This window comes from Streptomyces sp. NPDC033131 (assembly GCF_055578365.1).
The window spans coordinates 1-12,246 of sequence record NZ_JBVIPA010000024.1 but is presented as its reverse complement, the minus strand read 5'-3'; the positions used below and the strand labels follow the sequence as shown (position 1 = coordinate 12,246).

General features: G+C 72.7%; 9 protein-coding genes. 3 read left to right on the top strand and 6 right to left on the bottom strand.

Annotation, left to right across the window (positions count from 1 at the left end; all coding sequences use genetic code 11):
- Window positions 1–497 precede the first annotated feature (497 nt).
- The 5 genes from ACZ5XS_RS27390 to ACZ5XS_RS27370 form a co-directional block, all read right to left on the bottom strand.
- Window positions 498–1,124, bottom strand: a complete 627-nt coding sequence (locus ACZ5XS_RS27390) for a DedA family protein (protein WP_217240690.1) — start codon at window positions 1,122–1,124, stop codon at window positions 498–500.
- Between the two features lie 235 nt (window positions 1,125–1,359).
- Window positions 1,360–1,812 carry a DoxX family protein gene (locus tag ACZ5XS_RS27385; protein ID WP_468655622.1) on the bottom strand — a complete coding sequence of 151 codons (453 nt, stop codon included), beginning with the start codon at window positions 1,810–1,812 and terminating at the stop codon, window positions 1,360–1,362.
- Window positions 1,813–1,898: 86 nt separating this feature from the next.
- Window positions 1,899–3,788, bottom strand: coding sequence for an FAD/NAD(P)-binding protein (locus tag ACZ5XS_RS27380; protein ID WP_468655620.1), 1,890 nt, complete (start codon window positions 3,786–3,788; stop codon window positions 1,899–1,901).
- A 169-nt stretch (window positions 3,789–3,957) separates the two neighbouring features.
- Window positions 3,958–5,601, bottom strand: a complete 1,644-nt coding sequence (locus tag ACZ5XS_RS27375) for an alkaline phosphatase D family protein (protein WP_468655618.1) — start codon at window positions 5,599–5,601, stop codon at window positions 3,958–3,960.
- A gap of 109 nt (window positions 5,602–5,710) precedes the next feature.
- The gene (locus ACZ5XS_RS27370) at window positions 5,711–6,355 is read right to left on the bottom strand and encodes an HNH endonuclease family protein (RefSeq protein ID WP_468655616.1); all 645 of its coding nucleotides are present in this window, start codon (window positions 6,353–6,355) and stop codon (window positions 5,711–5,713) included.
- Window positions 6,356–6,747: 392 nt separating this feature from the next.
- On the opposite strand from ACZ5XS_RS27370, the gene ACZ5XS_RS27365 reads away from it, so the two are divergent.
- Entirely contained in the window at window positions 6,748–7,329 is a 582-nt protein-coding gene (locus ACZ5XS_RS27365; protein WP_468655614.1) for a TMEM165/GDT1 family protein, read from the top strand.
- Between the two features lie 183 nt (window positions 7,330–7,512).
- On the top strand, window positions 7,513–8,172 hold the full coding sequence (locus tag ACZ5XS_RS27360) for an HAD family hydrolase (RefSeq protein ID WP_468655612.1): 660 nt from the start codon (window positions 7,513–7,515) through the stop codon (window positions 8,170–8,172).
- A gap of 492 nt (window positions 8,173–8,664) precedes the next feature.
- Here the strand turns inward: ACZ5XS_RS27360 and ACZ5XS_RS27355 are convergent, their stop codons facing one another.
- Window positions 8,665–9,786 (bottom strand): peptidoglycan-binding domain-containing protein, encoded by a 1,122-nt coding sequence (locus ACZ5XS_RS27355; protein ID WP_468655610.1) that lies wholly within the window; start codon window positions 9,784–9,786, stop codon window positions 8,665–8,667.
- 174 nt (window positions 9,787–9,960) lie between these two features.
- Here ACZ5XS_RS27355 and ACZ5XS_RS27350 point away from each other — a divergent pair, with 174 nt between their 5' ends.
- Window positions 9,961–12,009: a DHA2 family efflux MFS transporter permease subunit gene (locus tag ACZ5XS_RS27350; protein WP_468655608.1), complete on the top strand. Its 2,049-nt coding sequence runs from the start codon at window positions 9,961–9,963 to the stop codon at window positions 12,007–12,009.
- Window positions 12,010–12,246 lie beyond the last annotated feature (237 nt).

Sequence of the window (12,246 nt, the reverse complement as noted above, 5' to 3'; positions counted from 1 at the left end):
CGGCGGTGTGGGCATCCGCGGATCGCGGGCGTCGCCTGCCCGCCGCTTCGTCGCCTCGGCCTCCGCCGATTCGGGTCGCCCGTTTCGTCTGCCTGCGGCTTATCGGCGAGCGGCGATGTCGAGGGCACGTGACTGTCGGGCTAGCAGCGTGGGGGCCCCGGTCGGCACCCGCGGAGTGGCGGCGTCGGCGGCTCGTCGGGCTCAGCTGACTGGGGTGACCCTGGGGGCGTCCGCGGACCTGAGGACCGGACGCCTGGGATGGCCCCGTGGGTATCCGCGGACCTGCGGCCCCGAACGCATGACGCCGGCCACGGACCCGGACCGGCGACTCCAACGCCTCCTGCGCACGACCCTGCACCATTTTGACGCAGGCGCCGTCAGCCCGCCCGCAGCCGCCCTCCTGGCCACTGGGATGGCCCCGTGAGTGTCCGCGGATCGGCGGGCGCGGGCCCCGCCCTTATGGGCCTTTGCCCGGGTCGAGGCACCGGGCCCCGGCGCTACGGTGCCTCCGCCGGGGCCGGTCGGCGTCTCATCACGTATGCCGCTCCCGCTCCCGCCCCGAACAGCGCCAGGACCGAGACTCCCGTCGCGAGCCAGGTCGTGCCCAGCCACTGGGCGCCGAAGTAGCCGAGGGCGACGCTGTAGGCGGCCCAGGAGAGGCCCGCGAGGGCGGACCAGGGGAGGAAGTCGCGGGCGCGGTGGTGGGCGGCGCCGGCGCCGAGGGAGACGACCGAGCGGCCGGCGGGGGCGAATCGGGCGAGGACGACCAGGATGCCGCCACCGCGGGCGAGGGCCGCGCCGAGACGTTCCTGCGCGGTGGTCAGCCGGGGGGAGCGGGCGATCGCGCGGTCCAGGCGGGCCCCGCCGCGCCAGGCCAGGCGGTACGCGACCAGGTCGCCCAGCACGGACGCGGTCGCGGCGCAGAGGATGAGGGCCAGGATGTCGGGAACCTCGTGCGCCGGGACCTGGCCGGTCGCCGCGCCGGTGCCGGCGGCAGCCGCCGTGGCGGCCGCGATGACGAGGACGCCGCTCGGCAGGACCGGCACGAACACGTCCAGCAGGACGGATGCGCCGATCACCGCGTAGATCCATGGGCTGCCGGTCAGCAGCCCCACACTCTCCATGCTTTCCAGCACCGCGAACTCCCCGTGGTCCCCCGTGGCCAGACCGTGCCGCGATGTCGCGGGGGAGCGGCAGGGGCGGCCTCAACAGCCATACAGCGTACGCGTCGGGTCCGACAGGAGATTCACGGGGGGCTCGTGGGTTCGGCACCGCATGTTCACCCGGCTGACACGCGACGGGGCCCGTCCCGCGTGAGCCGCGCGGGACGGGCCCCGTCGTTCGCGGGGTGGCCGAGGATCAGACCGCCACCGGCGTCTGCTTCGTGTCGGACCGGTCCGCCGCCGCGGAGCGGCCGGCGAACAGCCGGTCCAGGCCGAAGGCGCCGGACCCGGTGAAGACCAGCAGCAGGAAGGCCCAGCAGAACATCGCCGCACCCTCGCCGCTGTTCTCCATCGGCCACAGGCCGTTCGGCTGGTGCACCTTGAAGTAGGCGTAGGCCATCGCGCCCGAGGAGATGAACGCGGCGGCCCGCGTGCCCAGGCCGAGCAGCACGAGCGAGCCGCCGACCAACTCGATCACGGCCGCGTACCAGTTGGGCCAGGCGCCGGTCTCGACCGTGCCGCCGCTGCCGTCGGCGCCGCCGAGGACGCCGAAGAGCGAGGAGGCGCCGTGGCAGGCGAAGAGCAGGCCTACGACGATGCGGAACAGGCCGAGCGCGTACGGCTGGGCTCTGTTGAGACGTGCGGTCATGTGGGGGTTGCTCCTTCGGTCGGGCCGGTCCGCGGGGCGGACCGGTCGGGGGACAGAACCGAGTGAGTGACCCAGGCTAGGGGTGCCTAATCGATGCTTGCAAGTTCAACATTTGGCCATTGGTTTACTTCCGCTTGCCCTGCCTTTTCGGTCCCAGCTGCACGTAGAGCCGCTCTCGCCACTGCATCCGCATCCGAAAGCGTGACCGAATCCACACCCGGACGGGCCCCCGCCGCGGTCACCCAGTGCACGCCCTCCGTGGGCACGCCGAATGCCAACCGCCTTGGGTGGACCCGCGCTTGACGGTCAATCAGGTGGTACGGCCGCCGCGTCACGTCGAGTCCGCCCGTTTCGTAGCCGTCCACGGTGTGTGGCCGGCACTGACCGGTTTTCAGCAGCCGGGCGAGCAGGTCGTCGGCCGTGCGCCGCAGATCCGGTTCCGGCAGCCGCGCCTCTATGAGAGTGGTCACGCGTACGGCGGACCCCGGCACCTCGGGGGAGTGCGCCAGCCACGCCCCCTCCTGCTCGCGGACCTCCAGCCGCGGACCGAGCACCTCCACCACGCCCGCCTCCACCAGCGCGGCCAGCTCCTCGACACGGCGCCGGGGCGGGCCGATGGACAGGAAGGCGTTGAGCGGGGTGTACCAGCGGTCCAGGTGGTCCCGGCGGGACGTGCCCGCGAGTCCGCCGTGGTCGACGATCTGCCGCAGCTCGTTGCGCAGGTCACGCAGCACGTCCTGGGCGGCCTTCAACGGGCCGGACACGTTGCCGAGGGCGGCCTGGCCGGCGTCCTCGCGGAGGTGGGCGAGCAGCCAGTCCCGCCAGGCGCGGGGATCGGGGAAGGCGCGTCCCGCGTACGGGCGGGACATCCGGTCCCAGGACCAGCGGTCGGCCCGTGCCACCCCGAACTCGTCCAGTACGGCCGCCTCTTGCGGGCTGCCGTGCGCGGCCGCCAGGAAGCGCTCCCTGAACTCCGGGTCGCGCAGCAGGGCTTCGTAGTAGACCGTCTCCACCTCCTTGGCCACCAGCGGCCATATCTCCGTGAGGAAGTCCGGCGAGTCGCCGGAGTCGGCGCGCTCGCGGAAGCGGGCGATCACCTCGTCGGTGAGGACGAACGGGAGGTGACGGCCGTAGGGGCCCTTCGCGTTGTCGCCCCGGGCCTGGTACGGGATGCCGCGCCGCGAACCGGCGTACAGGCGCGGCTCCCGGCCGGAGGGCAGGTACCGCAGCCCGCGACGGCCGCGTACGAAGCGTCCGCCGCGGCCGGTCGTCAACAGGGCCGTGTGATCGAAGAAGTTGAGACCCAGACCGCGCAACAGCACCGGCTCACCGGGGGAGACGCGGGACAGGTCGACGTCGGCGGGGTTGGCGGGCGGCAGGTGGCACAGGCCGTGCAGTTCGGCGTACGCGGTGAGCCGCCGTACGGCCGTGTCCGCGACCACCGGCAGATGACCCTGCGCCAGGACGACGGCGGACAGGCCGGACAGGGTGCGGCCGTCGTCGAGGGTGAGGCACTGGAGGCCGTCGCGGGCGTCGTCGAGCCGTACCGCCCGTGCCGCGTGCGTCTCCACCCGTACCCCGGGCGGCGCCTCGCGCACCGCCCGTGCGAACACCCACTCCAGGTAACGGCCGTACCGGGCCCGGGTCGGGTACTCGTCGGGCCCGAGCGCACCGCCCGCCCACTCGTACAGGCTCGGTCCCGGCCGGATCGGGCCCGCGCAGTCCACGCTGTCGTCGGTGAACAGGGTCACCTGCGAGGCCACGGTGTTCATCAGCAGCTCCGGCGACTGCGCGGTCCGCCAGACGCGGCCGGGGCCGGGTGGCGCCGGATCGACGACGTGGACCGTCAGCCGGGCGCCCGGCGGGAGGAGTTCCGGCGCCGAGGCGCACAGGCGTTCCAGCACGCTGGTCCCGCGCGGTCCGGCGCCGACCAGGGCGACGGAGACGGGCACGTGGTCCTCGGTCGGTGCGGGCAAGAGGGGGACTCCCGGGCGTGTGGGGCGCGTGGTGGCGACCGCTGGAAGCGGACGGTCCGCCTCATCATGCCGTCGGGTGCCGGGGGAGCCGAGCCCAGGGTGCACGGACTGTGGGACGCATCACGAGCATCACGGGCCACGGGTGCAGGAAACGCCGGTAAGGGGTTGATTACCGGGCGAGTTCGGACTCCGTGACGGTCTCCAGCCGCGGCCTGGCGCCCCGCACCTCCCGTGCCTGCTCCAGCCGCAGCCGGGCCGAACGGCCGCGCAGCGTCAGGGTCATGAGCTGGTTGCCGAACCAAGGGCCGCCCTTCTTGCGCCAGCTGACCGGCGGGAGGGGCGAGCGGACGTGCCAGGCGAAGCGGCGGCCGAGGGCGCGGGCCAGGGAGCTCCAGCCGAAGCGGAAGCCGAGCCTTATCGACAGGGGGATGGAGTTGTGGACGGGGGAGCAGGTCAGCTGGAGGACGCGGGCGTGGGGTGACCGCGCCCCGGAACGCCACTTCGGCTCGGCCACGTACGCGTGGTGCACGTCGCCGGACAGGACGAGGATCGTCGCCGGCGCCTGGGGTCCCGAACCGGCCTCGGCGATCAGCTCCGCCAGCGCGGCGAAGGACTCCGGGAAGGCCGCCCAGTGCTCCAGGTCGGCCTTGCGCCGCAGGTCCTCCCCGAAGCGGGCCCAGCGGGCACCTTTCTCGCCCCGGCACAACGCCGCGTTCCACACCTCGGCGTCGTGCACCAGCTGCGGCAGCAGCCAGGGCAGGGAGGTGCCGATGAGGAGGTGGTCGTACGACCCCGGTGTGTCCAGTGTCTGTTCGCGCACCCACGCGGCCTCGCCCGGGTCGAGCATCGAGCGCTGCTCCTCGTCGAGGACCCGGGCCGCCCGGCTGTCCACCATCAGCAGGCGGACGCGGCCGAAGTCGCGGCGGTAGCTCCAGCGCACCGAGGGGGAGTCGGTGTCGGCCCGGGCGGCGAGGGCGCGCAGCACGTCGGTGCCGTCGGGCGTGTCGCGCACGGCCGCGTACACCGGATCGGCGGCCAGTTCGTCCGGCGTCATGTTCCCCAGGTGCTGGTACACCCAGTACGACATCAGGCCGCTCATCAGCCGCTCCTGCCACCAGCCCGTGGCCCGCATGTCCTCGAGCCAGGAGGCGGAGGTGTTCCAGTCGTCGATGACGTCGTGGTCGTCGAAGATCATGCAGCTGGGCACGGTCGACAGCAGCCAGCGCACCTCGGGGTCGAGCCAGGACTCGTAGTAGAGGCGGGTGTACTCCTCGTAGTCCGCGACCTCGTTGCCCGGCGGGTCGCTCAGGTCGCGGCGGGCGGCCAGCCAGCGGCGGGTCGCGTCCGTGGTCTCGTCGGCGTAGACCTGGTCGCCCAACAGCAGCAGCACGTCCGGACGTTCGCCCTCGGGTTCGCCCACCATCCGGGCCGCGAGGGTGTCCAGGGCGTCGGGGCCGACCGGGTCTTTCTCGCCGGTCGGGGGCGAGGCCCAGCGGCAGGAGCCGAAGGCGACCCGGACGTCGTCGTCCTCCATGGTGGTGCGGATGACCGAGGGCGGGAACGGGGAGTCGGGCAACGGCCACACGCGCGTGCCGTCGAGGAACACCTCGTACGCCCGCGTCGTGCCCGGCGTCAGGCCGGTCACCGGGACCAGGGCGTAGTGGTGCCCCTCGATCTGGAACGTGGGGGCCTCGCCCCCGCCGCCCTCAGCGCAGCGCACCTCCGCGGTGCACGGACGGCTTGCCTCGACCCAGACGGTCGCGGACGAGCCGTCGGCATACCTCAGCAGTGGCCCCAGGCGCAGTCCCGCCACGTGATCACCCTCCTCCGTCGTCCCGTACGGTACGGAACGACGGAGGGGAACGGGGAGATTCCGCGGGTCACGGTTTGTCGTTCCTTGTGGATCTTTCAGGATCGCGGGATCAGCAGCTCGACAGGTAGCTGGTGAGCGCGCTCTTCTCGGCCGAGTCGACGGAGAGGCCGTAGTAGTACTTCACCTGGACCCAGGCGCGGGCGTAGGTGCAGCGGTACGAGGTGACCGAGGGCATCCAGGTGGCCGGGTCCTGGTCGCTCTTCGACTGGTTCACGTTGTCGGTGACGGCGATCAGCTGCGGGCGGGTCAGGTCGTTGGCGAAGTTCTGGCGCTTGGTGCTGGTCCAGCCGTCGGCGCCGGAGTCCCAGGCCTCGGCCAGCGGCACGAGGTGGTCGATGTCCAGGTCGGAGGCGACGGTCCAGGTGGCACCGTCGTAGGGGGAGTACCAGCTGCCGCTGGTGGAGGCGCAGGCGGAGTCGGTGACGACGTTCGAGCCGTCGCGCTTGAGGACCGTCTCGCGGGTGTTGCAGCTCCCGCTGATGGTGATCCAGTGGTTGAACAGGTCGCGGCTGTAGCCGGTACGGTCCTCCGTCGCCACGGTGAGCGAGGCGAGGTAGGTGCGGGCGGTGGTGGCGCTGACCGGGGTGGGGAGGGCGGCGGAGGCGGTCGGGCTGTTGAAGAGCGCGACCGAGGCTATGAGTCCGGTGAGCGCCGTGAGTATGCTGACGCGTCGACGCGCGTAGAACTTCGACATGCGAACTCCCAGGGGATGCGGGGGCATTGGAGTGCGAGCGAGGGAATGCTCGCGGCGCCGTGTTGCGGGGGAATGAGCGTCGGGTAAGAAGCTAATGACGTGTGCATGACACGTCTATGCCCGCGACGGGACTTTCGGCCCGGGAGTCGGTTCATGGGTCACGTACTATGGACGGCGCAGAAGGGGAGTAGCTCTTCGCCGGACCGTCGACATACTGCTCAGCTCGTCTGAGCCGGCGCCCGGAGGCGGATCCTTCGCGATCGGCCAGCGAGACCTTCGGCAAGCAGTGCACGCCCGTGCCACACGGCACGGGCGACCAGTGCGCTGCCGTGCCGAGGTGTCGCAGGAGCGGTCGTCACTCTCGGTGGGGCAGCCCGACCGATTGAGGACCCTTGATCAGCTTCACCGTGACGGCGCTCGTCTTCGGCGTCGTCTTCCTCGCCGAGCTGCCGGACAAGACCGCGCTCGCCGGACTCGTCCTCGGCACCCGCTACCGGGCCTCGTACGTCTTCGCGGGCGTCGCCGCCGCCTTCACGCTCCATGTCGCGCTCGCCGTCGCGGCCGGCAGCGTGCTGACACTCCTGCCGCAGCAGATCGTGCAGGCGCTGACCGGGGTGCTCTTCCTCGGCGGCGCCGCCGTACTGCTGCTGAAGAAGGACGAGGACGAAGCGGAGGTCCGCAGGCCGGAGAACCAGTCCTTCTGGAAGGTCTCCGGCGCGGGCTTCATGCTCATCCTGGTCGCCGAGTTCGGTGACCTCACGCAGATCATGACGGCGAACCTCGCGGCCCGTTACGACGATCCGCTCTCCGTCGGCCTTGGTGCGGTGCTCGCGCTGTGGGCGGTCGCCGGACTCGGCATCGTCGGCGGAAAGGCCCTGATGAAGCGGGTTCCGCTGCGGCTGATCACCAAGGTCGCGGCGCTGTTGATGCTCGGGCTCGGACTGTGGTCCCTGGGGGAGGCCGTGGCCGGCTGAACCGGCCGGGCGAGCTGAACGGCGGGTGAATCATTTCGGGAGACGGTGGCGGGAGCCGGTTCTGTTTTGTACCGTAGAGGAACAAAGTGGCTCCCGCCCGTTTTCCCTGACCGGCGGGCGGGGTCACCTTGTCCCCCGGGGACCACCCGACGCCCCGCCCGCCCCGCGTCCTTGGAGCTGCCGATGACGGCCACCGCCGTGCTCACCGCCCGCGCCCTGCTGCTGGACATGGACGGCACCCTGGTCAATTCCGACGCCGTGGTCGAACGCATCTGGCGGCGCTGGGCCGACCGGCACGGGCTGGACTCGGACGAGGTCATGCAGGTCGTCCACGGCCGCCAGGGGCACGCCTCGATGGCGCTGCTGCTGCCCGGCCGCCCCATGGAGCAGAACCACGCCGACAACGCGCGGATGCTCGCCGAGGAGACCGCCGACATGGACGGCGTGGTCGCGATCCCGGGCGCCGCCCCGTTCCTCACGGCACTCCACGGCCTTCCGCACGCCCTGGTCACCTCCGCGGACGTCGCCCTGTCCACCGCGCGCATGGCCGCCGCGGGACTCGGCCTGCCCGACGTCCGGATCACCGCCGAGTCCGTCGGCGCGAGCAAGCCCGACCCCGAGGGCTTCCTCAAGGGCGCCGCCGAACTGGGCGTCGCCCCGGCCGACTGCGTCGTCTTCGAGGACTCCGGCGCCGGGATCCAGGCCGGCCGCGCGGCCGGGATGCGGGTCGTCGGCGTGGGGTCGCGGGCCGGCCTCCACGACCCGGACGCGCTGGTGCGGGACCTGACACAGGTACGGGTGGAGGCCGTGGCGGACGGGACGATCAGGCTGTACGTCGGCTGAGACCGGCCCCGGTGTCCCGGGTGCGGCGGGTGTCCCGGGTACGGCGTGGGAGGCGGGCGGTTGCTGTCGGGCTATCGGGTCGCGGGGGCGGCGGGTGCCGCGGGGTCGGCGGGTGCGCCTGGTGCGGTGTCGAGGCGGGCGGTTGCTGTCGGGCTGATGGGGTCGCGGAGGCGGCGGGTGCCGCGGGGCCGGCGGGTGCGCCTGGTGCGGTGTCGAGGCGGGCGGTTGCTGTCGGGCTGATCGGGTCGCGGAGGCGGCGGGTGCCGCGGGGTCGGAGGGTGCGCCTGGTGCGGTGTCGAGGTGGTCAGGCCGCCGTCGGGGCGATGGGGCCGCGGGGGTCCGACGGGGTTCCGTGCACCGCCGGCGGGCGGGGCGATCGCGTCCCACTGCCCGAGCGAGGCCGGGCACGGGGGGCACCGGCGACCATGCGGCCGGGCCCTTCGGGCGGCCCGTGCCGAACCCCGCGTCCGCGGCCCGAGCCGCCGGGCGGGCCTACGGCTCCGTCGTCTCCGACTCCAGCTCGGCGCGGGTCTCCTCGTCGTACACGCCGAGGGTGTCCGTGCCGACGCCGCGGGACCACTGGTAGTTGCGCAGCGCGTTCTCGACCTTGTCGGTGAAGTTCCCGTCGATCTCGTCGTTGTAGAGGTACAGCTGGCGCAGACGCTGCTGGAGCTCGGTGACCTCGGGGCCCCGGTCGCCCCGGCTCAGGACCGGTTCGTCGGCCCGCCCCTCGTCCGCCCCGTCGGCGGAGCCTGCGCCCGCGGCCTCGCTGCTCGTCGGGGACCGGGTCGGCTCGGCCGACCGGGACGGGCTCGGTGCGGCGCTGGACGCGGCTGCCGACGGTGACGCGGTGGGCGACGGGCTCGCACTGACGGACGCGGACGGGGAGGCGGACGTCGGCGGCGCCGATGTGGGCGGCGCGGACGGCGACACGGACGCCGCGCTCGCCGAGGCGTCCGGTACGGCCGCCCGTACGTCCTGCGGCGGTGCGCCGTCCCGCGACGGCGTCTCGTACGAGAACAGCCCGCTCGCGATCCCGGCCGCCGCCACGACCGAGACGACGGCCGCGCCGACGCCCAGCAGCACGGTACGGCGACGACGGCGCCCCGGCCTCTCGTCACCGTGGCCGGGCGAGGCGGGCCCCGGGCCGTCGGCCCCCTCGAACAGGTGCGGGTCGGCGGGGACGGGAGCGGTGGCCGGGGGTGCCGAGGGAGCCGGGAGCGCGGCGGTGGCGTCCACGGCGGGCAGCACGACGGTGGCGTCACCGTCGGGCGAGGCGACGGGCCGGGCGGCTGGGGTGGCCGTCGGGTCCACCGCGGGGCCGACCGCACGCAGCGTCATGGTCGCCCCTGCCGGGGGCGCGTCCGGCATGTTCGGCGCGGCGGTCGCCTGCTCGTCCGACCGCCCGGCCGCCGCCCCCTCGGCCGCGGCCCCGTCGAGCTCGACGTACGGCCGTATCCGCAGCGGGTCGAAGTCCTCCGCCGCGGCCGCCTCCGCCGAACGGGCGTCGCGCAGGGCGTCGGACGCCCGCTGGGTGCAGGCGCAGGACGGGGTGTTGTCGGCGCCCCGGGGGGCACCGCATTCCGGGCACAGATGGCCCGTTGGCTCGTCCACGTGTTCGTCCCTCCCCTCGCACGTCTCCCCTCGCGAACTCCAGAGATTATCCAGACCTCCTCCACACCGTTGGCCACGAGCCCCCGGAAGAAAGGCTTCCGGACAGGACTCAACAGGCCATAAATGGTCACACCGACCACGATGGGAGTGGGAACGAGACGGCGGGAGGTCTTCATGGCCGGGGACGCGCACGTGACGACGGAGCAGGGGCGGGACGCACGCGACGAACACGTGTCCGGCAACGTCCTCGTCTCGATCGGAGCCCTGCTCCTCGGGATGCTGCTGGCGGCTCTCGACCAGACGATCGTGTCGACGGCGCTGCCGACGATCGTCAGCGAACTCGGCGGCATGGACCACCTCTCCTGGGTGGTCACCGCCTACCTGCTGGCCTCGACCGCGGCGACCCCGCTGTGGGGGAAGCTCGGCGACCAGTACGGCCGGAAACGGCTGTTCCAGATCGCGATCGTGATCTTCCTGGTCGGCTCGGGACTGTGCGGCGCTGCGCAGGACATGACGCAGCTCATCGCGTTCCGCGCGCTCCAGGGACTCGGCGGCGGCGGGCTGATGGTGCTGTCGATGGCGATCGTCGGCGACCTCGTCCCACCGCGCGAACGCGGCCGCTACCAAGGGCTGTTCGGTGCAGTCTTCGGGGCCACCAGCGTGCTGGGCCCGCTGCTCGGCGGGCTGTTCACCGAGCACCTGAGCTGGCGCTGGGTGTTCTACGTCAACCTGCCGATCGGTGTCGTCGCGCTCGCCGTGATCGCGACGGTGCTGCGCATCCCGCGCAAGTCCACGCGGCACGTCATCGACTACCTCGGTACGTTCCTCATCGCGGCCGTCGCCACCTGCCTGGTGCTGGTGGCGTCCCTGGGCGGAACGACGTGGGACTGGGGCTCGCCGCAGATCGTGGGACTCGCGGTCCTGGGCGTCGTCCTCGCCGTCGCGTTCGTGGCCGCCGAGCGGCGGGCCGCCGAACCCGTCCTGCCCCTCAAGCTCTTCCGCATCCGCACCTTCACCCTCTCCGCGCTCATCAGCTTCATCGTCGGTTTCGCGATGTTCGGCGCGATGACCTATCTGCCGACGTTCCTCCAGGTCGTCCAGGGCGTCAGCCCGACCATGTCCGGCGTGCACATGCTGCCCATGGTGCTCGGACTGCTGCTGTCCTCGACCCTCTCCGGACAGATCGTCAGCCGCACCGGCCGCTGGAAGGTGTTCCCGGTCGCGGGCACCGGCATCACCGCCCTCGGCCTGCTCCTCCTCCACCAGCTGGACGAGAACAGCTCGACGGGCGTGATGAGCGGCTTCTTCTTCGTCTTCGGCCTTGGCCTCGGCCTGGTCATGCAGGTCCTGGTCCTGATCGTGCAGAACGCCGTCTCGTACGAGGACCTGGGCGTCGCCACCTCCGGCGCGACCTTCTTCCGCTCCATCGGGGCCTCCTTCGGCGTCGCCATCTTCGGCACGGTCTTCGCGAGCCGCCTCGGCGACAAACTCACCGACGCCTTCGCTGGCACCCAGCTGCCGCCCGGCGTCTCCGTGGGCGGGCTGGAGGCCGACCCGCGGGGCATCGCCGCCCTGCCGGCCGACCTGCGCCCGCCGGCCCTGCACGCGTACGCCTCGTCCATCACCGACGTCTTCCTGTACGCCGCTCCCGTCGCCCTCGTCGGCTTCGTCCTGGCCTGGTTCCTGAAGGAGGACCGGCTGCGCGGCTCGGTCACGGCGCCGGACGTCACGGAGACGCTCGCCAGCAACCCGGTGGAGCGGTCGTCGTACGACGAGGTCTGCCGTGCGCTGTCCGTGCTCGGCACCCGGGAGGGCCGGCGGGAGATCTACCGGGAGATCACCGCGAAGGCGGGGTACGACCTGCTCCCCGCGGCGAGCTGGCTGCTGTTGCGGATCAGGAAGTACGGCAGTCAGGAACCGGGTGTGCTGGCCGAGCGCACCACCGTCCCGCTGACCGTCGTCATCGAGGCGTCCCGTCAGGTCGAGGAGCGCCGCCTCGCCCTCCGCCGGGGCCTCGACCTCATGCTGACCGGCGAGGGCCACGAGGTCGCCGACCGGCTCGCCCAGGCCCGCGAGGAGTCTCTCGCCGACCTCCTCGGCGACTGGTGGGGCCCGGACCGGCCGACGGACCTGGTCCAGCTGGTCAAGGAGCTGAACGGCGAGCTGTGCGGCTCGGAGGCGGAACGCCCGCACAACGGGCGCCCGGTGAAGCGGCTCGACTGAGGCGCTCGCGGAACCCGTGCTCGGTGTACTCGCCGGCGTTGTGGGGCCCGCTCCTAGGACCTGTCCGGCCGGTCATGCCGCAGACGCGGGGTGTGGCACGCGCATCTGCCGCGTTGTCGTCGGTTGCCGACTCCCCCACTCTCGACTTCGCTCGAGCGGGGGCACCCCCATCGCGTCGACGCCCTCCTCCGCCTTGCAGCTGCACGCACCACACCCCGCTCACCGGCACTGATGTCG